Origin of the sequence: Paraburkholderia sp. BR13439, from assembly GCF_040948805.1 — a bacterium.
Lineage (GTDB): Bacteria > Pseudomonadota > Gammaproteobacteria > Burkholderiales > Burkholderiaceae > Paraburkholderia > Paraburkholderia youngii.
Genome location: NZ_JBFPKN010000047.1, coordinates 1 through 23,771, shown reverse-complemented (window position 1 = coordinate 23,771; position 23,771 = coordinate 1). Strand labels below are relative to the sequence as shown.

Annotated in this window: 15 protein-coding genes and 7 pseudogenes; 15 read left to right on the top strand and 7 right to left on the bottom strand. The window is 60.9% G+C overall.

Annotated features, from left to right (window positions below; genetic code table 11):
• Window positions 1–161 precede the first annotated feature (161 nt).
• The 3 genes and pseudogenes from AB3X96_RS40320 (at window position 162) to AB3X96_RS40310 (ending at window position 2,104) form a co-directional block, all read left to right on the top strand.
• Entirely contained in the window at window positions 162–323 is a 162-nt protein-coding gene (locus AB3X96_RS40320) for a hypothetical protein (RefSeq protein ID WP_246392542.1), read from the top strand.
• Window positions 324–344: 21 nt separating this feature from the next.
• Complete coding sequence (locus tag AB3X96_RS40315) at window positions 345–863, top strand: DUF6398 domain-containing protein (protein WP_368594146.1); 519 nt, start codon at window positions 345–347, stop codon at window positions 861–863.
• 215 nt (window positions 864–1,078) lie between these two features.
• Window positions 1,079–2,104, top strand: a pseudogene (locus tag AB3X96_RS40310) (IS110 family transposase).
• A gap of 674 nt (window positions 2,105–2,778) precedes the next feature.
• Here the strand turns inward: AB3X96_RS40310 and AB3X96_RS40305 are convergent.
• On the bottom strand, window positions 2,779–4,227 hold the full coding sequence (locus AB3X96_RS40305; protein ID WP_368594145.1) for a sigma-54 interaction domain-containing protein: 1,449 nt from the start codon (window positions 4,225–4,227) through the stop codon (window positions 2,779–2,781).
• Between the two features lie 464 nt (window positions 4,228–4,691).
• Between AB3X96_RS40305 and AB3X96_RS40300 the strand changes: the two genes are divergently transcribed.
• Window positions 4,692–6,158, top strand: a complete 1,467-nt coding sequence (locus AB3X96_RS40300) for a PHB depolymerase family esterase (RefSeq protein ID WP_217710342.1) — start codon at window positions 4,692–4,694, stop codon at window positions 6,156–6,158.
• A 981-nt stretch (window positions 6,159–7,139) separates the two neighbouring features.
• Here AB3X96_RS40300 and AB3X96_RS40295 read toward each other — a convergent pair.
• The 3 genes and pseudogenes from AB3X96_RS40295 to AB3X96_RS40285 form a co-directional block, all read right to left on the bottom strand.
• The gene (locus tag AB3X96_RS40295; protein ID WP_176112328.1) at window positions 7,140–7,373 is read right to left on the bottom strand and encodes a hypothetical protein; all 234 of its coding nucleotides are present in this window, start codon (window positions 7,371–7,373) and stop codon (window positions 7,140–7,142) included.
• Window positions 7,374–7,530: 157 nt separating this feature from the next.
• On the bottom strand, window positions 7,531–7,836 hold the full coding sequence (locus AB3X96_RS40290) for a hypothetical protein (protein ID WP_368594144.1): 306 nt from the start codon (window positions 7,834–7,836) through the stop codon (window positions 7,531–7,533).
• Window positions 7,837–7,852: 16 nt separating this feature from the next.
• Window positions 7,853–9,184 (bottom strand): annotated as a pseudogene (locus AB3X96_RS40285) (tetratricopeptide repeat protein).
• Window positions 9,185–10,095: 911 nt separating this feature from the next.
• Here AB3X96_RS40285 and AB3X96_RS40280 point away from each other — a divergent pair.
• Both AB3X96_RS40280 and AB3X96_RS40275 read left to right on the top strand, forming a co-directional pair.
• A pseudogene (locus tag AB3X96_RS40280) lies at window positions 10,096–10,436 on the top strand (SDR family oxidoreductase); the annotation flags it as partial.
• Window positions 10,437–10,719: 283 nt separating this feature from the next.
• A pseudogene (locus tag AB3X96_RS40275) lies at window positions 10,720–11,854 on the top strand (branched-chain amino acid ABC transporter substrate-binding protein).
• 5 nt (window positions 11,855–11,859) lie between these two features.
• On the opposite strand, the pseudogene AB3X96_RS40270 reads toward AB3X96_RS40275, so the two are convergent.
• Window positions 11,860–12,276: pseudogene (locus tag AB3X96_RS40270) on the bottom strand (Lrp/AsnC family transcriptional regulator); the annotation flags it as partial.
• 425 nt (window positions 12,277–12,701) lie between these two features.
• On the opposite strand from AB3X96_RS40270, the gene AB3X96_RS40265 reads away from it, so the two are divergent.
• Together AB3X96_RS40265 and AB3X96_RS40260 are read left to right on the top strand one after the other, a co-directional pair.
• Window positions 12,702–13,001, top strand: a complete 300-nt coding sequence (locus tag AB3X96_RS40265; protein ID WP_368594143.1) for a hypothetical protein — start codon at window positions 12,702–12,704, stop codon at window positions 12,999–13,001.
• Between the two features lie 257 nt (window positions 13,002–13,258).
• Complete coding sequence (locus AB3X96_RS40260; protein WP_176112029.1) at window positions 13,259–13,414, top strand: hypothetical protein; 156 nt, start codon at window positions 13,259–13,261, stop codon at window positions 13,412–13,414.
• A gap of 117 nt (window positions 13,415–13,531) precedes the next feature.
• Here the strand turns inward: AB3X96_RS40260 and AB3X96_RS40255 are convergent.
• A pseudogene (locus tag AB3X96_RS40255) lies at window positions 13,532–14,629 on the bottom strand (IS3 family transposase); the annotation flags it as partial.
• Between the two features lie 45 nt (window positions 14,630–14,674).
• Between AB3X96_RS40255 and AB3X96_RS40250 the strand changes: the two are divergent.
• A pseudogene (locus AB3X96_RS40250) lies at window positions 14,675–17,342 on the top strand (Tn3 family transposase); the annotation flags it as partial.
• 6 nt (window positions 17,343–17,348) lie between these two features.
• Window positions 17,349–17,720 (top strand): Tn3 family transposase post-transcriptional regulator TnpC, encoded by a 372-nt coding sequence (gene tnpC, locus AB3X96_RS40245; protein WP_368594142.1) that lies wholly within the window; start codon window positions 17,349–17,351, stop codon window positions 17,718–17,720.
• A gap of 198 nt (window positions 17,721–17,918) precedes the next feature.
• Here tnpC and AB3X96_RS40240 read toward each other — a convergent pair whose 3' ends face one another.
• The gene (locus AB3X96_RS40240; protein ID WP_246392541.1) at window positions 17,919–18,062 is read right to left on the bottom strand and encodes a tyrosine-type recombinase/integrase; all 144 of its coding nucleotides are present in this window, start codon (window positions 18,060–18,062) and stop codon (window positions 17,919–17,921) included.
• Window positions 18,063–18,286: 224 nt separating this feature from the next.
• Here AB3X96_RS40240 and AB3X96_RS40235 point away from each other — a divergent pair, with 224 nt between their 5' ends.
• The 5 genes from AB3X96_RS40235 to AB3X96_RS40215 all read left to right on the top strand — a co-directional run bounded on the left by AB3X96_RS40235 (window position 18,287) and on the right by AB3X96_RS40215 (window position 23,454).
• Window positions 18,287–18,805, top strand: a complete 519-nt coding sequence (locus AB3X96_RS40235; protein ID WP_368594141.1) for a hypothetical protein — start codon at window positions 18,287–18,289, stop codon at window positions 18,803–18,805.
• Between the two features lie 68 nt (window positions 18,806–18,873).
• Window positions 18,874–21,312, top strand: coding sequence for a DEAD/DEAH box helicase family protein (locus tag AB3X96_RS40230; protein WP_368594140.1), 2,439 nt, complete (start codon window positions 18,874–18,876; stop codon window positions 21,310–21,312).
• Between the two features lie 183 nt (window positions 21,313–21,495).
• A complete protein-coding gene (locus tag AB3X96_RS40225) occupies window positions 21,496–21,705 on the top strand; it encodes a DNA-binding protein (protein ID WP_368594139.1) in 210 nt (69 codons plus the stop codon).
• A 4-nt stretch (window positions 21,706–21,709) separates the two neighbouring features.
• Window positions 21,710–22,489 carry an integrase gene (locus tag AB3X96_RS40220; RefSeq protein ID WP_368594138.1) on the top strand — a complete coding sequence of 260 codons (780 nt, stop codon included), beginning with the start codon at window positions 21,710–21,712 and terminating at the stop codon, window positions 22,487–22,489.
• Between the two features lie 152 nt (window positions 22,490–22,641).
• Window positions 22,642–23,454 (top strand): hypothetical protein, encoded by an 813-nt coding sequence (locus AB3X96_RS40215; RefSeq protein WP_368594137.1) that lies wholly within the window; start codon window positions 22,642–22,644, stop codon window positions 23,452–23,454.
• The last annotated feature ends 317 nt before the right edge of the window (window positions 23,455–23,771 follow it).

The following is a 23,771-nucleotide window of genomic DNA, read 5'->3' as shown; positions in this document are numbered from 1 at the left end:
TTGCACGGCGGCCGCCCTGAACTCAGCCGTATATGCCTGGTTTGGTACCTTGAACATTATTTTTTTCCTTCCTTCAGATCGAGTTTATACACGACCCGCTGGAAGGCGAAATTTCAGGGGAAGCTCAAAACTTGGGCTTGCCATCGAGGATCTGCATCGCCATGCCCGACGCTGTCAGGGGGAACGTGATGATTTGCGCTGCACCATGTATCACCTTCTCGTGGCATACCTGGGACTACGGCAGCAGCGAGAAACTGGACACGTGGCTGCGCCTGATCGAGCGGGAGGGCGATGTTCTTGGGCTCGCCGAACTGGGCAACTGACGCATACGGATCGCGAATCCCATGAAGCCAACCTTTCGCGGCGAGCGGGTGCCAGCCGCCATGCAAGACCGGTATGACGAGATCATTGCGCTTACCGACGCCTTTTGTGCGCAACACCTGACGGATGAATACCGCGACCTCTGCCGACGTCTCGTTGCCACCCTGTGCCGCAAGCGGCCATCGCCACTGGTTACCGGTCCTGCGCGCTCCTGGGCCTGCGGCGTGGCCTACGCGATCGGGAGAGTCAACTTCCTTTTCGACAAGTCCCAGAAACCCCACATGCGCGCCGATGCACTGTGCCAGCATTTCGGGCTAAGCGCCCAGACCGGTTCGGCCCGCTCAGGAGCAATTCTGAACCTTCTGAAGGTCGGCCAGCTCGATCCTCGCTGGTCACTTCCCAGTCAGCTCGACAGAAATCCGCTCGTCTGGCTTATCGAAATCAATGGCATGATCGTCGACGCGCGCCGCATCCCGCGCAATTTGCAGGAAGAAGCCTTCCGGCTGGGTGTCATCCCGTTCGTTACAGGCGAAGAACGCTAGTTCGCGCGAAATCCCGAGCCCCGTTTGTACTTCACTTGCGACGCTGCGACGTAGCAATTTCCCTTTGCGCTTGGTCGGGTTCGCCGCCCCTGGCTCAGACTAAACGAATGAAAGGGACTTCCCCGTCCCGAGGCTGCGGCGGAAGCCGCGAATCGGCATCAACGTGCCATGATGAAGTTCTCGACCTTCATCAACACCAACAAGAGGGGAAGTCCATGTCTATTGTGACCATCGGAATCGACCTTGCCAAGAATGTCTTCGCCGTCCACGGCGTGAACGAAGCCGGCAAACCAACGCTGGTCAAGCCGCGGGTCTCACGGGATCAGCTGGTGACCTTGATCGCGCAATTACCGCCGTGTCTGATCGGCATGGAAGCGTGTTCCGGTGCACATCATTGGGCCCGCGCGTTCCAGCAGCACGGCCATACTGTCAAACTGATGGCACCCAAACTCGTTGCGCCTTATCGCATGTCGGGCAAGCGCGGCAAGAATGACGCAGCGGATGCTGCTGCGATCTACGAAGCGGTGACGCGACCGAGCATGCGTTTCGTGCCGCTGAAAGACGAACATCAACAGGCGACGCTTTGCCTGCACCGAACCCGGCAGGGGTTCGTCGAAGAGCGGACTGCGATCTACAACCGGATGCGCGGGCTGCTTGCCGAATTCGGCGTCGTACTGCCGCAGAGCCCGGAGCGCTTGCGACGAGAGATCACGCCCCATCTGGATGCGTTGCCGGGCTGGGCACGACGTTGCATCAGCGATTTGCTCGAGCACGCCGGCAACGTTGAGGACCGGCTCGTGGAATACGACCGCGCGATCGGCGAAATCGCACGCAACGACGGTCGCAGCTAGCGACTCATGCAACTACGCGGCATTGGTCCGACCACCGCGAGCGCACTGCTCGCAAGCATCGGTGCCGGGCGTGATTTCAGGAATGGCCGCCAGGTTGCAGCCTGGCTCGGACTCACGCCGGGTCAATACAGCAGTGGCGGCAAAGCGCGGCTTGGCGGCATCACCAAGGCGGGCGACGCTTACCTTCGCTATCTGCTGGTGAACGGTGCGCGCGCAGTTATCGCGAATCTCGGTGAGAAGCAGGACCGCATCAGCCGGTGGGTGCGAACCCTTGTTGAGCGCCGCGGATATTGGCGTGCTGCCGTCGCGATTGCCGCGAAGAACGCGAGGATGGCGTGGGCGATGCTGAAATACGGCGATGATTTCCAGCACGAGCCGGTTGCTGCGTAAAGGGTGTAGCGCCCAAACTGATACCCCCTCGCCACCACGGATGCCAGCAATGATTGGATAAAGATCACTTTGCACTGCCAGCGGTGATGTGAAGCGGGTTGGACCCGCGCGGGGCATGCCTGACAAAGCACGGGGGATTTTCTTTCCCGATAAACGAGCGAGGCCCCCGCGCGCGTCTTTCATCAGGGTCTAGGCCATTGGCCTAACATGACCGGTTGTAGTGCCGCAGTCCTTCACCTTCTCACGCGCACCGACGGCCTTGCAGTCAGAAAGACAAAAACCACGCTTGATACTTGCGATGAGCGGGGAAGCCCTTGTAGTGCTTTATTTTCCGTTTCCTGAAGCGACCCCAAGGATGGCGTTGCAGGGCGGTCGCCGGACCGTGGATCATGCGCGTCTCCGTTCGCCGCATTGTTTGTGTTGGACTTCGTTGGCGAGCGATTTCCCATTGTCCGAACCATGATGCAACGCCGGTCGGCGTTTATGGCGGCAGACCGCTCTGCGAGCGCAAGTCTCGTAAAGCGGAACCCGGGCGTCTCCGGCAGGAGACGCCCTCTCCACGAATGGACGCACATGGCTCGGGAAATCGCCGATGCATGACATCGCGACGTGCGTTGGGAGCTTCACTGGAATGGCTCGGCAGGCACGCACGGAGCGGCTAGCGTCGATCGACGTCAGATCCCGAGCGCGGCCATTTTCTTGTAGAAGGTCGCGCGTCCGATCCCGATCCGTGCGGCCGCCTTTGATACGCATCCGCCCTCGGATCGCAGTGCGGCACCGAGAAACCGTTTCTCGAACATCCGCATCGCGTTCTCGTAACTTGCTTCATTGATATCCGCGTCACGGGCCTCACCGTGTTCGCGGGCAAATTCTGGATCGGAGAGCGTCGCGTCGATGTCGTTGACGAACGCAACCAGCAAGTTGGCGTCGATGCACTGGTGATCAGAAAATATCACGGCCCGCTCGAGCGTATTGCGCAATTCACGCACATTGCCCGGCCACGCGTGCTCACGAAGCAATTGTAGTGCATCTTCACTGAGTTCTGGGCGGCCGATATGGTGGTGTGCCACCAACTCATCGAGGATCATGTCCGAAAGTGCGGCGATATCGTGCGCACGCTTTCTCAACGGCGGTGTTCGGATGACGAGCACGTTAAGCCGATAGTAGAGGTCGGCGCGGAAGCGGCGGGCGGCGACGAGCTCGGGAAGCGCGACGGAAGTCGCTGCAATGATTCTCGCATTGGTCGCTACCACGCGATTCGAGCCAAGCGGCTCGAATTCCTTTTCCTGCAGCACGCGTAGGAGCTTGCTCTGGAGCGAAAGCGGCATGTCTCCGATCTCATCCAGGAAAAGCGAGCCGTCGCTAGCCAGTTCGAACTTACCCAAGCGGCCCTTGCGATCGGCGCCGGTGTACGCGCCTGCGGCGGCGCCGAACAGCTCGACTTCGAGCAGCGAATCGGGAATTGCCGCGACATTCACGGCGACAAATGGCTTGTCGGCGCGTGCCGATTCCCCATGTATCGCGTGCGCGATCAATTCCTTACCGGTACCCGTTTCACCGAGTAAAAGGACGGGAAAATCGACCTGGGCTGCGCGTAGCGCGAGGCGCTTCACTTCCATGCTGGCAGGGCTCGTGCCGACGAAATTCGACAGGCTATATCGGGCCCGTCGTGTGTGTGCTAACGCGTGTCGCGTCGCGATGAGCTCTGCTTGCAAGCGCGAGTACCGGCTAAAGAGCGGTGTGAGTGCTTTCAATTTTCCAAAGAGGGCAAAGCCGATGGCGCCTATGGTGGCGCCGTTGTCATCCTTCAGTGGCAATCTCGTCACAATGAAAGGTTCGCGCTCGGTTTCAAGTATGTCGAGCAGAATGGGCTTTCCTGTTTTGACGACTTCTCGCATGAGGCTGTTTGGGACAACGGTCTCGCAATCGAGACCAATTGCAATCTTGGGATCGGCAAAGCCGAAGTGAGCAGCATATTTCTCACTGATCCAGACGACTTTGGCCTGTCGGTCGACGATCAGGGTGCCCTCGCTTGAATTTATGAGGGTGTCGAAGAGCGAACTCACTGCGCGCCCCCAGACATAGCTGTAGTCGCTCAGGATTGTGCCGACCTCGGTTGCCATTCGGATCTTCTCCTCGTGTGACAGCGCCGCCCGGTCCAGTTTGCTATGAACCGTCTCGGACCAGAGACGAAGGCGAGCAGTGTCTCAAGTTGTGGATCCGTGCGGGAGTGGGATTTCCCCTACCAATGCAGTTCCGTGGCTGGTGCTAGCGCATTTCCGGAAATGAAGTGTGGATTCCTCAATGTCGGACTGAATAGGGGTGGCGGAAAAGGAAGGGACGCGCCGTGCCCGACGGTTAGTGGCTGCGCTGGCGCGATGCCGTATCCACAATGGGCATGGATGCTGCTTGTGGTTCGCGGCGGTGCCAGGGGCGGCGGTTCTGTCCGTTTGCCTCTCGACGAAGATGGCGAATTGTCACTTCGCATCGCGAACCAATCATCCCATCGAGTCTAAATAGACCAACACGTCCCGGGGGGCTTGCCTCTCGACAGCAGAGCAGTATCAATACAACTAAAGGAGACGTTATGCAACCGCTCTCACGACCCCAAAGACGATGGATTGTTGGCTTCTTCGTCGCGCTGGCGACGACTCCAGCGTTGGCCGCGGTCACGCCCGGACCCGGAACCTGGAGTGGGCAGCAGATCTGGGCCACAGATTCGGTGAATGGGGGCAACCTGACCGGCTATTACTATTGGCCGGCGAGCCAGCCCACCACTCCCAATGGCCAGCGGGCGCTGATACTGGTGCTGCACGGTTGCCTGCAGACCGCGTCCGGCGACGTGATCAACAGCAGCAGTGCGGCCGGTTTCAACTGGAAAGCAATTGCAGATCAGTACGGCGCGATCATTCTGGCGCCGAACGCAACCGGCAACGTTTATAGCAACCACTGCTGGGATTATGCGAACACGTCCCCGAGCCGCAGTACCGGGCATGTCGGCGTGCTGCTGGATCTAGTGAACCGCTTTGTTTCCAATTCGCAGTACGCGATCGACCCCAATCAGGTGTACGTCGCGGGCCTCTCCTCGGGCGGTGGCATGACGATGGTGCTGGGTTGCATTGCCCCCGACATCTTCGCCGGAATCGGTATCAATGCCGGGCCGCCGCCTGGAACGACCACGGCGCAGATCGGTGATGTGCCAAGCGGCTATACGGCTACGACCGCGGCGAACCAGTGCAGGGCATGGGCAGGATCGAACGTCGGCAAATTCTCAACGCAGATCGCCGGCGCGGTCTGGGGGACATCGGATTACACGGTCGCGCAGGCGTACGGCCCACTCGACACTGCCACTTTTCGAATCCTCTACGGCGGCACCTTTACCCAAGGGGCGAAGGTGACGATTCCGGGCGGCGGAACGAACACGCCGTATTCCGACAGCAGCGGAAAGGTTCGGACGCACGAGATCTCAGTTTCCGGCATGTCGCACGCATGGCCGGCCGGAACCGGCGGCAACAACGCGAACTACGTGGATGCAACCCACATCAACTATCCGGCATTCCTGATGGACTATTGGGCCAGGAATAACCTCCGCGCGGTGTCGGGGCCTGCACCGTCAGGCTCTGCACCGAGCGGCCTCGCAGTGTCGGGGACAACACAGACGACCGTTTCTCTCTCGTGGAATGCCGTTGCAAATGCCACCAGCTACAACGTCTATCGCAACGGAAGCAAGGTGGGCTCGTCCGCATCTGCCAGCTATACCGATTCAGGGTTGATCGCTGGGACGACCTATTCCTACACCGTGACCGAAATCGATCCAAATGCGGGTGAGAGCGCCCAATCGTCGTCAGTCTCGGCGACGACGCAATCGAGCTTCGTGTGCACCGAGACGACGGCCACTAACTATGCACATGTACAAGCGAGCCGTGCGCATGATTCCGGCGGCACGGCCTATGCGAACGGGTCGAACCAGAGTATGGGGCTGGACAACGTCTTTTATTCGAACACGCTGGCGCAGACGTCTGCCGGATACTATGTCATCGGCAATTGTCCGTAATACGGGACGCGTTTGATGAACGCCTGAACGGACATCCTGTCCGTTCAGGCAAACCTAACGATGGTTGTCTCCGACATGGTGGCCGCGTTTTTCGTTCGACCGATACAGACGTCGCCGTGAGCCGCGATCACGCTTGCCGATATCGACTCCAAACAACCGAGGACGGTACACAAGTCCCGTCTACCTTTGCTAAGCGGGGAGAGTGCGTATTTCGGCGAAGCCAAACACGGATTTCGGTCAAAGTCAAACTGGATTTCCGGAGGAAAGTGAATAGCCGTTTCGCTTGAAGTCGAACGGTTTCGAGGGATTCCACGATCAGTGAAAGGCGCTCCGAGACCGCCGTTCACCTCACCGAAATGCATGTTCGATACGAAAGGCGCGGTTTCGTTCAGCGGTACTGCGGACGGCTCCATCGGCCGTCGGTTATGGTGGCTACTTTTTGGGGACACCGACGACGCCGGCGCACCGGATGACCATTCGCAAAATGAAAGATTTGCTTCGCCTGAAAATGGACCTGCAATCTGTCTCACCGGTAGGTCAGGGCCAGATGAGATGTCAAAGCAATTCTGAAATCTATGGCCTGCCCGAATTTTGCTACCTCTGCTTTTGACTCCCCGTGGGTTGCACAAAATCTATCCGGAATCGCTGTTCCTCGATAGCAACCGAACCGGTCGATCCTCAAAAATGTCCGCAGCTACGGCGAGCTGTCCGACTTGTCGGCTTTTCGTCCGGTCGCTGCGGCGTCGGATCGGGTTCCCAGCGGTCACAAAACCTCGTTGCATGTCCAGATACCACTAGTGCACATGTCGCCACTTTTGCACTGCAAAGGTAACGCGACGCTACACCGCTCCGCATGGAGCTCAATGCGCCAATGCCGGTCACGGCGAGTCGCATCGCCGAAACACTGATCCCCGGAAAGCCGGTTGCCAACGACGTGTGGGAAATGAGCAGCGGCACCTCAGTCCAGAACGCGTAGAGCTCTCACATATGCCCGAAATAGCCCAGCGTCGCGGCCCAGAACCCACCGATGCGAAACGCGCCGAGCACAGAGGGCGGCGATGCCGCCGGTGTATCCATCTTGCCTGCCGAGCCGCTCGACACGACCGAGTGCGGTCCATCGTCAAGCACGCCGACAATGGCGGCCCCACCGACAGCAAGCAGCGAGGAAGCGGAAATGATCAGTTGCCGTGGGAAGACCGTGCCAAGCACGCGCATCACATGCTCGCAGCGCACTGCCGAGAATCAGCAATTCCGACTAGCTGGGCGAGCGCCTGCCCGGTGCGATCGGTTGCCCAGCCGATGATCAGCTTCGTCCCCATCGGGTAGATGCAGGCGAGGCAGATTCCGACGCCAAAGCGTAACAGCGCAGCACTCACGAGATCCATCGCCAGCCACGCGAAGCCCAGGTTGAACAATGCTCCGGCGAGCGCGCTGCAAACGAAAATTCGGCTCGCGCGATCCGATCGACGGCGCCGCTCAGCGAAACGACGCAGGTGCCGAGGATGAACCCAAGTTGCATCGCGCTCGTCAGCCGGCCGATGTCGGCCGCGCTGATGTGCCAGATGTTCACCAGGTTTCCGGCAGTACTATTCGCGCTGAACCACAGTGCCGGGCCGAACAGTGGCGCGATCGAGATCTCGGCGACCGGACCTATCCCGTCGACGACCAGCTTTCGCATTCCAGCCGTCATCTCATCAATTCGTCAGCGACGTCTGGGGACTGAGCAGCTGATCGAGCCAGCGCGTGTCGCGCGGAGAAGGGCGACGCTGCAGCCGTTCGTTGAGGATCGCGTGAGCCTTCGCGGCTTCGCATCAATGCAACCAGCAGCATGTCTTCGACGATTTCGCGCTGCGCGCCGCTTCCGCCGATCCGCACTACCTCTCGCGCAACCGGCGCCAGGATCTCCGCGGCAAGCGCGTACTGTTCTTCAGCAAAGGCCAACGACGCGCGGCAGATCGCCGGTACCACCGGGCCAGCCGGAAGCTTTCCGTCCTCGATGAGCTTGTGGAGGACAGCAACCCGTTGCTCGACAGCCTCGCCGTTGCCGCTCGCCGCGGCTACCAGCGCCATATGGAAGTCAACGAACGGCAAGCCCGCGTCCTGGAAGTAATTCGACGCGTATTTCGCCGCGTCGTCCCACATTCCCGCCGGAACTGTGTGGCCGTACGCAGGCAGGCGCCATAGAAACGACGAAGTGTCGCTAACAATATTGATCGGTGTGCCCTGCGACGAGGCCGGCGCGACATGGTCGTTATAGACCGCGAGGGCGCGCTCGATGTCCCCGTGCTCGAGCGCGATGAGCGCGCTATGCCATGCGATGTGGCCGTGCAGCACGCCCGTTTTGTCGTACTCGGGGAGCCGGCCGGTGATGAACTCCTGCGCCTCTTCGTTTGCACCGGACTCGTACAACACGTGTGCGACCGCGTGCGCCGCATTCACATTGTGTCGCCGCAATTGCAGCGCGCGTTGCGTCAGCGTGCGTCCGAGCCGAAGGTTGCCGTTTTCGCCGTGTGCCCGGCCGCGATAGGTGAGGAACCACCAGTCGTCGGCATCGAAGTGTTTGGCATGACGCTCGCACAGGTCGACGCGCGCTGATCGTGGTCGGCCATTTCGGAGAAGGCGAAAAGGCCGAACGCGCCGAGCGGCATCGACAGGATGAGGATGTCGCGCGGCCAGCGGTCCGTGTGCACCAGCACCGCCGCGAGCGCCTTGGCCGACTGTCCATGAATGGCGAGCGACAGCGCGTCAACGTGGGTGCGCTCGCGCTCGGCCCCGTTTCTAGCGACGAGATCGAGCGCCTTGACAATCTTTGCGCGAGCTTCGGACGGCTGTGCGCTGATCGCATGCAGGCGTGCTCGTGCGGCATGCGCGAGGGCGAAATCCGGGTCGGCGGCGATCGCCTCGTCCAGTGCTTCCCCGGCGCCCGGCCACAACGACAGCAGCAGATCGACACCGGTTCGGTATCGCTCTGCAGCGAGGTCGGAAGTCGTTGAAAGCGGCAGGTCGTAGCGGTCAAGGCGGCCCATAAATCGGATACTCCAGAAATTCGTTGGCAATGGCTCGGCTATCGTCTGCGGCCGGCCGCGTAGCGGTTCAGTACGTGGGACATTCATTAAACACGGTTTCTGCGTGGCCGTATTTCGACTACTTGTCACCATGTGTCGATTATCTGCCAACATCTCGGGCACGCGGTATGAACTGGAAAATAATCGAGGCTCCGGTCGACGCCAGGCCGCCAGCGCGGCTCAGGGTCCGCGCGCAGTTCATCCGGCGCGTCACTTTTTCCCCGAGCTCTCTCATCGCTGGCATTAGATGGTCTATGCGATATCCGGCGCGTTGACTGTGATATCGGAGGGCGGCTCGCCCGGGATTTCTCCGGAGCAAGCCGTATGGTTGCGGACGGGCCTTCGGCCAAGATCGGTTGACGGCTCGGCGTCCAGTTTCGCAGTCTCTGGATCACGGAGGAGACCGGCGGCGCGCTCGCAGGCACGACACCGATGGTGTTCGCGGTTTCGCCGTTGCTGAAGGCACTGATCGTTGAAGCGGCAGGCATCGAAGTGACGCCAAGACGATGGCTACGCCGGTCGGATCACTGCTCTGATTCTCTAGCACCTTCGGCGTTCCCGGCCACACCCGACGGCATTGCCATGGCCTAGAGATTGCGCGCTCGCGACGCTTTGCGAGACGCTTTAAGCGGACCCGGCAGACCCGCGCGGCCCGGAAGATTGGGGGCGCGTGCTGGGCATGTCGGCCTGTGCGCTGGCACGGCGGTTCGTCAGCGAGACCGGCATGAGCTTGCGGCCGTAGTGCCGGCGGATCAGGCTGTTGAGGGCGATCGAACTGCTCGGCGGCGGGATGGGCGTGACTCGTACCGCGATGGGGCTACGGCTCGACCTCGGGGTTCGTGTATGCGTTTCGTCTCAAGATGGGCAGCAGCGTCAACAGCGCAGAGTACGGTCCAAGGGCTGCGCTCCTCGAGCTCTCCGATGAGCAGTGGCATCAGGGAATCGACACATACTTCCAGAACGTGGCTCGACCGACCCGCCTCGTCGTGCCGCACATGAAGAAACAGCGCGCGGGCGCCATTATCAACAGATTGACAGTCTTCCCGCTACCGAAGAGCGTCGTTAAAGCGTTCCGATGCACCGGTAGGGCACAAGCGCAGAGATCGCGGCAACGGTCGCGTTTCTCGCGTCGGACGGCGCGGCGTACAACACGGGACAGGCCATCTGGGTCGATGGGGGCTTACCTGCTCCATTTGAATCGTGCACGTCGTAGCAAGATGTCCGGCCCCACGGGAAAGGGGCCAGGTGCATCTCAGCTTGATAGCGGCGCGAAAGCTCAGGCTGCCGGAAAGTGGCGCTGCCCAGGAAGTGGGCGACGGGAAAAGATATCGAAACGTGCCCTTATTTCGATAGTAACTTGCAGAAGTGTCACCGTGACCGATTTCGGCTACCGGCTCTCGTCATTAGGATAGTTACAGGCCAGCGCAATGTTGCTTGCCCAACGGGTCGTAGGTTCTGTCGATCCGATTCCCAGCCAAACTATCGAGAGTACGACCATGCAATCACCCTGGACACCGATATGTCTCACGTCTCTGACGCTTGTCCTGCAACCTCTCGCGGCCCACGCGGATTTGACGGTAAAGATCGGGCAGGTTTCCCCGCTTACAGGTGAACTGTCCCACATCGGAAAGGATGATGAAAACGGTGTGCGAATGGCAATCGAAGATTGAACAGCAGAAAGATCCGGATTGGCGGGCAAAACGTTAGGTTCGTGCTCGACTCCCAAGACGATGCCGCGGATCCCAAAACGGCGGTAACCGTCGCCCAGAAGCTGGTGGATGATGGCGTAGCAGGTGTCGTTGGTCACGCGAACTCTGGGACATCGATACCCGCCTCCAGGATCTACTCGAATGCAGGCGTTCTGATGATCACCGAATCGGCAACCAATCCGAAGCTCACGCAGCAAGGATTCACCAACGTGTTCCGTATGGTTGCGAATGACGTGAGACAGGGCTCTGTCATCGGAGGCTATCTGGTCCACGATCTGGGTGCGCGCAATATCGCCATCGTCGATGGTCGCACGGCGTACGGTCAAGGTCTTGCCGATGAGATCGAAAAGTCAGTCAAGGGTGCCGGAGACAACGTGGTCGGCCGTGAATGCGGTACCGACAAGACAACGAACTGGATGGCGATTCTCACCACCATCAAGAGCCGTCAGCCAGACGGCATTGCTTTCACGGGTGGCGACACCCAAGCTGCGGTATTCGTGCAGCAGGCGCAACGGCTTGGCTTGAGGGTGAAGTTCATTGCCGGTGACGAAGCGTGCACGCCTCAGTTCATCAAACTGGCCGGGCCCTCGATGGATAAGGACGTCTACTGCGCACTGGCGGGCGTGCCGCCTGCAAAGATGCCGCAAGGACCTGAATTCTTCAAACGCTATCAGCAGCGGTTTGGTGTTCCCGTGCAGCTATACGCCCCTTACGCCTACGACGCGTGCTCGCGATGGCGGAGGCAATGCAGGACGCTGGATCGACAGATCCTAAATTGTATCTCCCGAAGCTGCGGGCTTCGAAGCTGGACGGTGTGACAGGCCCCATCCAGTTTGATGAGAAAGGGGATATCCGTAACGGCGCAATTACCGTGCGCCAATTTGATCAGGGCGACTGGACCGACAAGTCAGTCATACGTTGACGGTCTTAGCCTCCCTCGGGAGCCACGGGTACACCGAGCCCCACCTTCACGTTGTTCATGCTCACCAGCGTCTTGAAGCGTTTGACGTTGTTGTTTGAGAAGAACAGTTGCCGCGTGAGGGCCTTGTACTTATCCATGTTGTGGACCGTCAGAAGCAGCACGAAGTCCCATTCTCCCGCGACGTAGTAGCACTGCTGGATTTCGGGGCATTGTGCGAAAGTGCGCTTCATCGAATCGAGCAGATGGATCTGCTCGCTCTCGACCTCAACCGTCGCAACGATCGTCAGCGGATAGCCGACCTTTTCGGGCGCGACGATAGCAGCGTAGTTGCGAATGACGCCTTCGTCCGACATCCGTCGCAACCTGCGATTGACGGCGGCCGTAGACAGGTTGACGCGTGCGCCCAGTTCGTTCTGAGGAAGATCGCCATCAAGGCAAGCCTGTCTCTGCCCCTTTCGCTTCTAAACCGAATCGATTGCTGCTCGTGCAGTGAGTGTCCTGCGCCTGTAAAGCGTCGACCGTCGCCTGAGAACCCATCGTGGCAACAGGCGTCGCGTGGACGCGGCAAAGTGAGCGGCTTGACGCTCATGGAAAGCAGACCAAGAAGTCCACCTCGCGGGAGCAGATGCGATGGTCTCAGGCGAAGGCCAATTGACAGAATTACTGCGCACTGATGTGAGTTGACAACTTTCCTTCGCAGCGCAACGAAGCAAAGTCGTCAATTCAAGGGCGCACGCGCTGTCCTGTTGGACACTGGCCAGTGACATAATTACTTTGCTCTACGCCTAAGGGCGGCCCTGTTCTCACCTCGCCGGCGCATTGCGCCGCGGCCACGCGCTTCGATACCATGTCAATCACGTCGCCGCTCGGGCCATCACTTCGCCAGGCGATCTTGCCACGCAGGGCTCTTCATGCATCATTGGCATCTTCAACGGACAACCGCTCGAATACCGCCGAAACCCGCAACCAGTTGTACGTCGACACGCTGATGATCCAGTGTGTACTGGCAGAGCCACGCTGGTGGCCAATGGTGCAGGCCGCCGACTTCCGCACGCTGTTGCCCTCGATCTACACCCATACCAATCCATACGGCCGGTTCGATCTTGACATCGGAAAGCGGCTGCCGCTCGAGGCATTATCGGCCTGAGTGAAATCGCCCTCCTATCGATAGGGCTTGATTTTGATCAAGCGATGACGAGTTGAAGTTGGTGGTCCTATGCCTTGGTATATAAACTGGCTCAACTAGCGTCTACCTTTCCGGGAGACATTAGCTAGAGAATCGAGTGCCGTACTAGGATTGATTGCTGTATGCATTCATACACCCGCATTAATTGAAGATCTTCTGATTTTGTAGGCCAGTATCGAAGTGTCATAAAGTTTTGTTTTCAATTCATGGGGATTGACATGCGCAAGAAGCTTAAAAAAGTGGTATTCGTTGGTTTAATGGCGGCGACTGTGCTTGTTGGAGCTATGCCTGCAGTCGCAGCGGAAATGGATGGGTGGTCCGACGACTGTTTGTTCCTTGAAATCGGAAAGGGTGATTGGAAGATTTGTTTGTAACGCTGACGGGCGTAGGCGCTGCAGCCCTGACGGATTTGTCAGGTTGACGGTAAGCGGCGGCAGAACGAAGGTGATGAAGAAAGCGAGTGGATTTGCCCCATACGTCCGGACACCGCCTCACAAGGTTGATGAATCGGTCCTACGTCGGAACTCGCGTGACGAGCGATGTTTCAGCGCGCTATGCGGGTGCTTCTCGTTGTAATGCTCGAACGCGACGGCCAGATTGCGAGCAGCGGTCGCTGCATCTGGCTTGGGCATGAAGGCCACGTAGTCGCGCTTCATCGTCTTCACGAAGCTCTCGGCCATGCCGTTGCTCTGCGGACTGCACACAGGCGTCGTGAGCGGTTTGAGTCCAATGTCCGAGGCGAAGGTCCGGGTCTTCTCGGCGATGTAACCCGAGCCGTTATCGCTGAGCCATTCAATTTGCTCTGGCGCTTTCGAAACGTTGCCGAAGCGATGCTCAATGGCCGCCAGCATGACGTCACGTACAACGTCGCCACTATGGCCACCGGTCGTTGCCGTCCAGCTCATGGCCTCGCGGTCACAGCAGTCGAGCGCAAAGGTCACGCGCAGCGGCTCGCCGTTGTCGCAACGAAACTCGAAACCATCGGAGCACCAGCGTTGGTTGCTTCTGGGCACGGCGACCTTGCCATCATGCCGACGCTGTGGGCGCGGCGGCTTGGGCCTGCGCTCAAGCAGCAAGCCATGTTCGCGCATCACGCGATAGACCCGCTTGGCATTGACAGAAGCCGCGCACTGGCGCTCCCGCTCGCTGCGCATTGTGCCCCACACGCGGCGGTAAACCCAGCTCGGCAAGTCAGCGATTACGCGCCGGATTTCCTCCACCAGTTCAGCGTCGTCGGTTTGTCGAGCCGTCCGCCCGTCCCGCCAATCAGCGGGTCGAGCAAGCTTTGCCGCCACGTTTGAGCGCGCCACACCGAGAACGTCGCAAACCTGCTTCACTGGTCGTCCCCCGGCAACGATGGCGAGCGCGCAATCCATTTTTTTTGCCCGGCCATACTCCACGGCTTCGCGAAGGATTTCGACTTCGACGGTCTTCTTGCCCAGTAGCCGTTGCAATTCCCTGATTTGCTTGAGCGCGTTGGCCAACTCCGAAGCCGGCACGACTTCTTCGCCAGCGCTGACCGCAGAGAGGCTACCGTCTTGATAGAGCTTGCACCAATGAAACAGCTGGTTCGGATTCACGCCGTGCTGAGGGTAGCGGCAAATTCCTTACGCTTCGGTTACGACACGCAGGCATCGCCGACGCTGTTCCGGCATTACGCTGCGGTGCGCGAGTACCTCGGTGTCAAGCCGTACTACGGCACCGACGCGGGCACGATTGCGACGCGCGCCGCACATACTGCGTCACTGTCCATGGACCAGCCGGTTGACATCATCAACGCCACGATCGACGACCTGATGGCGCAGAACGTCGAACTGCCGGCGTTCTCGACGCTGGACCGGATTGCCGAGCAGATCCATGCGAAGACCCAGGCACGGCTTTTCAGGCGGGTCGCAGGACGCCTGACCGATGAACAGAAGCGTGATCTCGATCGCTTGCTGGCCCGCGACCTGTCGAGCCGGCAGAGCGCCTACAACCGCATCAAGCGCCACGCCAGGCGCCCATCCCGGCAGCACTTGGACCTGTTGATTGACCAGATCACCTGGCTCGATGAAATCGGCGGCTTCACCGTCGCACTCGCCGGCGTTCCAGCATCAAAGCTGCGCTCACTGGCCATGCAAGCGATGGCGCTCGACGCGTCCGCTCTCAGGAAAGACACCCTTCCCGACAAACGCTACACACTGATCGTGGCGCTGCTAAGTCGCATGCGTGTGCGCACCCGCGACGATCTCGCCGACATGTTCGTGCGACGTATGGGTGCGATCCAAAAGCGCGCGAGCGACGAACTGGAGATCGTTCAGCGCAGGCAGCGTGAGAAGGTCGAGGATCTCGTGGTCCTGCTCGACGATGTCGTCGACATCCTTGCTGACGAGGCCGACGAAAAGACGATCGCCCAGTCCATACGACAATGGCTTGCACCGAAAGGCGACCTCGAACCGCTGCGCGAAAGCTGTGCCGAGATCCGCGCATTCAGCGGCCGCAATGACCTGCCGCTGCTCTGGAAGCATTTCCGGGCGCACCGTTCGGTCCTCATGCGTCTCGCCCGCGCGCTTCAATGGGACTCCACGAGTCAGGTGCGCACGCTGCTCGATGCTCTCGATGTGGTGCTGGAGAGTGAAACATTGCATCGCGAATGGATCGACGCCAGTGTCGACCTGAGTTTCGCAGCGGCACGCTGGCGCAAGCTTGTGCGCCGCGCACACGGTGAAGGGGCGCCGACCAACCGGCGCTTCTTGAGCTGTGCGTATTCTCGTATATGGCGGAGGAGCTGCGCGTCGGTGACCTGTGCGTGTCCGGGTCCGATGCCTACGCCGACTATCGCGATTATCTGCTGCCGTGGCGGCAGTGTGAGCAGCAGTTGCCTGACTACTGCGCGAAAGTCGGCCTGCCGGAAACGGGCAGCGAATTCGTCGCTCAACTGCGTCAGTGGTTGACCGACGCGGCGCGCAAGCTCGACGACGAGTATCCGCGCAAGCGCGAACATGTCACGGGAAATTCCGGCCAGCGCGATCGCCCTGCAGGAGCGGATCAATGCACGGCTGCCGACCCGCAACGTGCTCGACGTTCTCGCGAACATTGAGCACTGGACGCATTTTACCCGGCGCTTTGGACCGTTGTCCGGAATCGATCCGCAGATACGCAAGCCGGCCGAGGTATTTGCTGACGATTTTCGGGATAGGCTGCATTCTGGGCCCGACCCAGGCGGCACGCCATCTCGATACCGACGTGACGGCGCACATGCTGTCATTCGTGAACCGTCGGCACATGAGTCTGGACAAGCTCGAGGCCGCGCAGCGCGAGTTGATTGAACTGTGCCTGCGGCTCGATCTGCCGAAACACTGGGGCGACGGCAAAACGGTCGCTGCCGGCGGCACGCAGTACGACTTCTACGACAACAACCTGCTGGCCGGCTATCACTTCCGCTACCGGAAAATGGGCGCAGTCGCGTACCGGCATGTCGCCGACAACTACATCGCGGTGTTCCGGCATTTCATCCCGCCGGGCGTCTGGGAAGCGATCTATGTAATCGAAGGACTCTTCAAGGCGGGCCTGTCCGTCAAGGCCGACACTGTGCATGCGGATACGCAGGGACAATCAGCCGCCGTGTTCGCGTTCACCCATCTGCTCGGCATCAAGCTGATGCCCAGAATCCGCAACTGGAAGGACCTCGTATTGTACCGTCCTGACAGCGACGCTAAGTACGGGCACATCGACAAGTTTTTCACGGCGACCATCGACTGGGTGCTGATCGAGCGGCACTGGCAGGAACTCAGGCAGGTGGCGCGGTCGATCCAGGCTGGAACGATCTCTTCGCCGCTGCTGCTGCGCCGCCTTGGGTCCGAGAGCCGCAAGAACCGTCTGTATCTCGCTGCACGCGAACTCGGCAGTCGTACGTACGGTCTTTCTGCTTGAATGGATCGGCAGCCGGGAACTGCGCCAGGACGTGACGGCAAACACCAACAAGATAGAGTCCTACAAGGGCTTCGCGAAGTGGCTATCGTTCGGCGGTGATGTGATCGCGGAGAATGAACCGGAAGAGCAGCAAAAACGGCTACGCTACAATGACCTCATTGCATCGGCCGTGATCCTGCAAAACACGGTGGACATGATGCGGGCCCTGCGCGACATGGTGACCGCGGGCGAGAAGGTCCGCGCCGAGGACATTGAATTCGTGAGCCCGTATGCGACCCACAACATTCGCCGCTTCGGGCGCTACCGGCTGCATCTGGAACGCCCGTCCGAAGCTGGATTAACGATGCCCTGTTTGGTAGGGGGTCCCGGCCTGACGACGAAATGAGGTAACACAGGATGAGTGCAAGAGCAGCGGTAGCCACCACGCCGTACGGTGAGGTCGATGCCGCCGCACTGGACGCGCTGCAGGCGCACTATGACACGACGCGGGTGCTCGATGCGGTGGATACACTCGACGAACTGCGCACAGGCCTTAACGATCCGGAAGGCCTGCGGGACGATCTGCTTCACCTGCATGGCATGGCGCATGCACTCGTCAATGGTGCGAACTTCGCGGCAATAACCCGGGACGCGTCGATTGTCGAACAGATCGAGGTCGTGCTCGACCAGATCGATCACCATGTCGCCGGGCTTTTATCGATCCGGGATGTGCTGTGCCCGCTCGAAGCTCTACGCCATGAAGATCTGGCTGGCCCGGATCGCGATTGAGCTTGCAGCGAATCTCTCCCGGTACGTATCCGTCACGGGGACGTGGAGTGTGCCTCGAGCCAGCGGTTATGGCGCAGGCAATGCGTTGACCGGTAGTTCCTGCTTGTCCGCGCCTGGCGTCGCGAGTGCCGATTCGATGCGGTGCTGCGCGAACGGATCGGCCGAGTCGATGTAGCGCATCGCGGAACGCACGTCTTTCTAGCCAACGTACTGCATCAGCATTTTCAGATCCCAGCCGTTCGAGTTGACCCACGTTGCGAAGCCCCGCCGTAGTGAGTGGCTGCTGTAACTGTCCGGGGCGGCCAGGCCTGCCGCGTAAAAAAGCGCACGCAACAGCGGCATGAAGCTGCCCCCATGCAGTCCCTCGTCGTGATGTTTCCCCAGCGGTCAATGCTCCGGAACACGGGCCCTTCCGTCAGGCCGGACGCCGCAATCCACGCCTCGTAAGCCGTCACCGGACACAGGCGTGAAAGCGCCGGGGCCTTGAAGGTCGTGCCCAGCTGCGCGCGGTCGCCTTTCGTGCGCGGCAGGTACAGCGTCATGCCGCGGCCAGCCTCAACGGCTACGTGCTCGATCCGCAGCCGACTGAGTTCGTCGGAACGAAAGCCGCGCCAGAAGCCCAGCAGCACCAGGGCCCGGTTGCGAATGCACGCGAGGCGCTCGCGCTCGTCTGCTTGTCCGACGATCTGCTCATCGAGCCAGGCTGTGAGCTTTTCGAGCTGCGCGAGCTGCATGGGCTTCGCCCGCTTCTCGGTTGCGGGATGCAGCGCGACGATGCCTCTGAGGACCTTGCGCACACGCGGGGCTTTCGTCGGATCCGGAAAACCTTGCGTCTGGTGCCATTGCGCAAGCGCTGCAAGCCGCGAGCGCAGGGTATTGATAGACAGGGTTTCTGCGTGATCGGCAAGGTACCGCGCGATCATGTCAGCGCTCGCGGGCAGAAAGCTGCCCCACTCAACCTCGAAATGCCGGAGTGCGGACTGGTAACTGCGCCGCGTGTTTTCGCGCGTCGCGGCTTGGACGTAGCGATCGATGGCAGACATGGCTCGTGGGTAAAATCAGGTGATCTGTATCGGAGACGATGATATGCAACAACGAACGTGTGCGCCAGCCGGCGTGCTCGATCGGAGCCAGGGTTTCGGTCGGTGAAGCGATGAACGAAGGCAAGCTGCTACAAGCAGACTGGGAAAATTTCACACGCGAGGAGCTGCTCGCGGAGCTCACCCGCCTGCAGGCCGAAATCGTGCGGCTCACCGCCTTGTTGCCGGCAACGCTGCAGGCGCAGGCAAAGCCCGTGCGGGTGACCCGGAACGAACCATCGCCAGCAGTGCGAAACACGGGCGCGCCCGTACTTTCGCCCGAGCAGAAGGTACAACTCTTCCGGCGGCTCTTTCGCGGTCGCACGGATGTCTATCCGCTACGCTGGGAAAGCCGCAATTCCGGGAAGTCGGGCTACGCGCCGGCGTGCGCCAACGAGTGGCGCGCCGGGATCTGCGAGAAGCCCCGCATCCGGTGCGCCGACTGCGGGCATCGTGTCCTGCTGACGCTGGATGACCAGGTCGTCTATGCGCACCTGGCCGGCGATCGCACGGTGGGCCTCTATCCGCTGATGCCGGACTGCACTTGCTACCTGCTGGCTGTCGATTTCGACGAGGAAGGCTGGCGTGAAGATGCGCAGGCGTTCCGGCAATCCTGCCTCGAGATGGACGTGCCGGTATCGCTCGAAATCTCGCGTTCAGGCAATGGCGCGCACGCGTGGATCTTTTTCTCGTCGGCCGTTGCTGCCCGCGAGGCGCGACGGATGGGCTCTGCCATCATCAGCCACACCTGTGCCCGGACCCGTCAGCTCGAACTGACGTCCTACGACCGGCTCTTTCCAAACCAGGATGTGCTGCCCAAAGGCGGTTTCGGCAACCTCATTGCCCTGCCGCTGCAGAAGCAGCCACGCGAGCATGGTTGGAGCGTGTTTGTCGATGACGGCTTTCAGCCGTACGCTGATCAGTGGTCGTATCTCGCGTCCGTGCAAACCATGGACAGCCGCGACATCGAGGGGGTGATCTTTCGCGCCACGGGCGGTGCGCACCCGCTCGACGTCGCGTTCATCGCCGAGGAGGACCAGGCCGAACCGTGGAAGCCAGCGCCGGCGCAGCCGAAGCGGCTGGCCGGAACGATGCCGGCGTCGCTCACACTGACGCTCGCGAACCAGCTCTATCTTGAAAAGGCGCAGCTTCCGCAGGCACTGCTCAACCGGCTCATCCGGCTGGCCGCCTTCCAGAATCCGGAGTTCTACCGGGCCCAGGCGCGCGGCTTCAGCGTATGGGACAAGCCACGCATCATTGGGCGCGCCGAGAATTGCCCGCGCCACATAGCGTTGCCGCGCGGATGCCTTGACGACGTCATGACGCTGCTGCGCGATAACGACATCGCCTGCGACATCCGCGACGAGCGCTGCACGGGCGAGCCCGTTGCGGTGTCATTCGCGGGTACGCTGCGCGACGACCAGCAGGCGGCCGTCGCCGACCTTCTGCAGTATGACAACGGCATCCTGCATGCGCCGACGGCGTTCGGCAAGACCGTGACGGCGGCGGCAATGATTGCCCGGCGTGGCGTCAGGACGCTCGTACTCGTGCACCGCCGCGAGCTGCTTGACCAGTGGCACGAACGCTTGCAATCGTTTCTGGCACTCGACGCGCGCGCGATCGGCACGATCGGCGGCGGCAAGTCGAAAGCGACCGGCCGGATCGATGTCGCGATGCTGCAGTCGGTGGCACCCGATGGTGCTCGCGGCGAGCTGTTGCGGCACTACGGCCATGTCATTGTCGACGAATGTCACCACGTCTCGGCGGATTCCTTCGAGGCGGTGCTCAAGGCAGTTCATGCGCGCTACGTGCTGGGCCTGACTGCCACGCCGGTGCGGCGCGACAGCCAGCAGCCCGTGATGTTCATGCTGTGCGGGCCGATCCGGCATGCGGCGAAATCTCCGGCCAGCGCCCCGCAGGTGCTCGAGGTGTTCCCGCAGAGGCTCACCTCCGTAGTGGACGTTACGACCGAGGCGCCGATCCAGGAGGTGTTCGCGCGTCTCGCGCAGGACGCATCGCGCACGCACATGATCGTCACGTCCATTCATGAGCAATACGCACGGGGACGCAACGTGCTGGTGCTCACCGAGCGGACAGACCATCTCGAAAGCCTGCAGCAGGCCCTCGAAGACGCGGTGCAGCCGCTGTTCGTGCTGCACGGGCGCCTCGCGAAAAAGGCGCGTGCGGCACAGCTCGCGGCCCTTGACGCGCTGGCCGGTGACACGCCCCGCGTCGTGCTGGCGACCGGCCGGCTGGTAGGCGAAGGTTTCGACCACCCGGCACTGGACACGCTGGTGTTGGCCATGCCGGTGGCCTGGAAGGGCACGCTGCAGCAGTACGCCGGCCGACTGCATCGCGAACATGCGGGCAAAACCGGCGTACGGGTGATCGACTACGTTGACGGCGGCCATCCGGCCCTGCAGCGCATGTGGGAGAAGCGCCAGCGCGGCTACCGGGCAATGGGCTACCAGATCCTCACGCCCGGAGAGGGTGTCCAGCTGCCGTTGGCCTGAAATCGGGGCTGCCGATCCACGTTCCGTACCATTTGCAGGCGGCGGCAATTTTTTGGACCTCACATCCGATAACCCGCCTTTATCACATACCAGTAATGCTCACATCAGGCCGCTCTTGATCGCGTGCAGTGGTACGTATATACATGGTACGTAATACAGTACACTATTCGAGTGAGGAAGCAGATGGCCCGCACCGGTCTTACGCGCATGGACGTTAAGCGCGCCCACGACCCATTGCTCGCGCGGGGGCAGCACACATCGATCGAGGCGATACGTATCGCGCTCGGCAACACGGGCTCGAAAACCACGATCCACCGGTACCTGAAGGAACTGGAGGAAGACGAGGGCGCGTCACTCACACGCGCCGGGGTCGCTCTCGGACGCGATCCATGATCTGGTGGCCCGGCTCGCGGCCCGCCTGCATGAAGACGCACAAGCCCTCGTCGACCAGCAGGCCGCCGCTGCGGCTGCGCAGCGCCAGCAGGCGCAGTCCGAAATCGCAAGGCTCGGCGCTGAGCTGGCCACGGCGCGGGAGCTACTCTCTGGCGAGACCGCCGCCCTTTCTGCGGAACAGGAGGCGCACGCCGGGACTCGCGTGGCGCTGCATCAGCGCGACCTGGACCTCGAGCGGCGCACCCAGCAGGTATGCGACCAGACCGAGCGCCTTGCCGAGCAGGAAGGCTTCCGCCTGTCGCTTGAGGCCAAACTCGTGCATGCGCGCAATTCCCTTGAGCACTTCCGTACGGCCGCACGCGAGCAGCGCGAACAGGAAGCGCACCGACATGAGCAGCAGGTCCAGCTGGTGCAGGCTGAGCTACGCCAGGCGAACCCGACGGCCATCGTCCGGCAGAACGAGATCACACAGCTGAACCGGGACAACGAGCGGCTCGTCGCAGAAGCAACGGCCACGCCCAGGCTCGCACGCGATCAGCAGGCACATGGCGAGGCGCTGCAGTCCGCCCTCAATCGTGCGCTCACCGATCAGGCCCGCACCGAGGCTGAGCGCGATGCAGCGCAGTCGGCAGCCGATGCGCGGTCTGCCGAGCTGCTCCAGGTACCCGAGGCTCGCGACTCGCTCAACGCGGACTTGACGAAGCTGGCCGCGCAGATCGAAGCGCAGCAGCAGCTTTTGATGGATTACCGGCTGCGGCTGGGCGTCGCGGGCGCGGCTGGCTGAAAGCGCCGCGTCCCGTCCCGAAAGGACGTCACAATAGCGCGCCAACAAACGCACGCGCTGCAGGCCAGCACATTCACCTTCTTGTCTACCATGCGCTTCGCAACGGGAATGCGTGCGTCGACCAACTGCTTACGGCGACCCAGCAGGCAGAGTTGCGCAGTTTCTCCACGCGGGCCACGATCACCGCCTCGAGCTTCGTCAACGAATATCACTGGGGAAACCTCAAGGGCGACCCGCTCGAGTGGGTACAGCAATATTTCGATGCCCATGTCTACTCCACCATCCGCGATTACGTCAAGGCTGGACGAAAGAGGCGCTCCCGTTTCGAGAAAGCATTCGAGGCCATGGACGTCGATGACTGGTGCCTCCTCGACTGGTCGTTCAACGATGACTCGGGTGAACATGCCCGCTTCTCGGTGGAGATGGATGGTGCGGGGTGGATGACGCGCCTGCTGCCTGTACGCGACGAGTTGCTCGCCGGCGATGCTCGCCCGCTTTATCTTGGGTGGCTTGCCCGACACGGGAATGATGAGCTTCACGATGATGAAATCGAACGGCCGGTGCCTGCGGGATTACAGGCGTTGATGCCCGCACAGGTAGCACTGGCCGAGTTTCTGATGCTGGATGCGGATTGGCTCGCCGCCGCCGCGGAGGTCAGCCCGTCATTATTGGCCCCAGAATCCAGCGGGAGCGAAGACAGTCGCTTTGATCCCTCGTTACGTGAGTTGCCGGTTGAGGAAATGCGGGCGAAACTGCGCATGCCGCTACAGGGACGCAGCCGTGAAGCGGAGCGAACGCTTCGAAACGCTTTTCTCAAATTGGAGGATCGTAGGAGTGCAAAGCAATTGAATTTGCCCAAGCGCCGTCGAATATCCGAAATCGAATCAAGGGTCGCCTCTCATCGTGCCATTCGTGAAAAAAGGGGAGCAGCAAGCACGCCAGGCGGCGGAGGCCCGTCGTCGTGAGGAACGCACACGGTACCTCACATCAGAGGGTTGGCCGTGATTCATTAAATCCGCCACATCTGGACGTAAGCGGCTGACTTAAAGGCGAAATCGATGGTTGGATCGAGCGAAGGCATGGAAGGCAGGAAATCCAGCAGATAGTCCCCGAGCCGGTTGATGTGCTCGCACCGGTATGACGATAATGCCTTAACAGGTTGCTGAAGTACCGCTGAAACACGTCATCGCGCAGAGTTCGTGAAGCGTTGATAGATGAACCACCACTTGCCCACTGGAGATCATGGGCGGCGCCGACACGTTCACCGAGAGTTTGTTTTCCG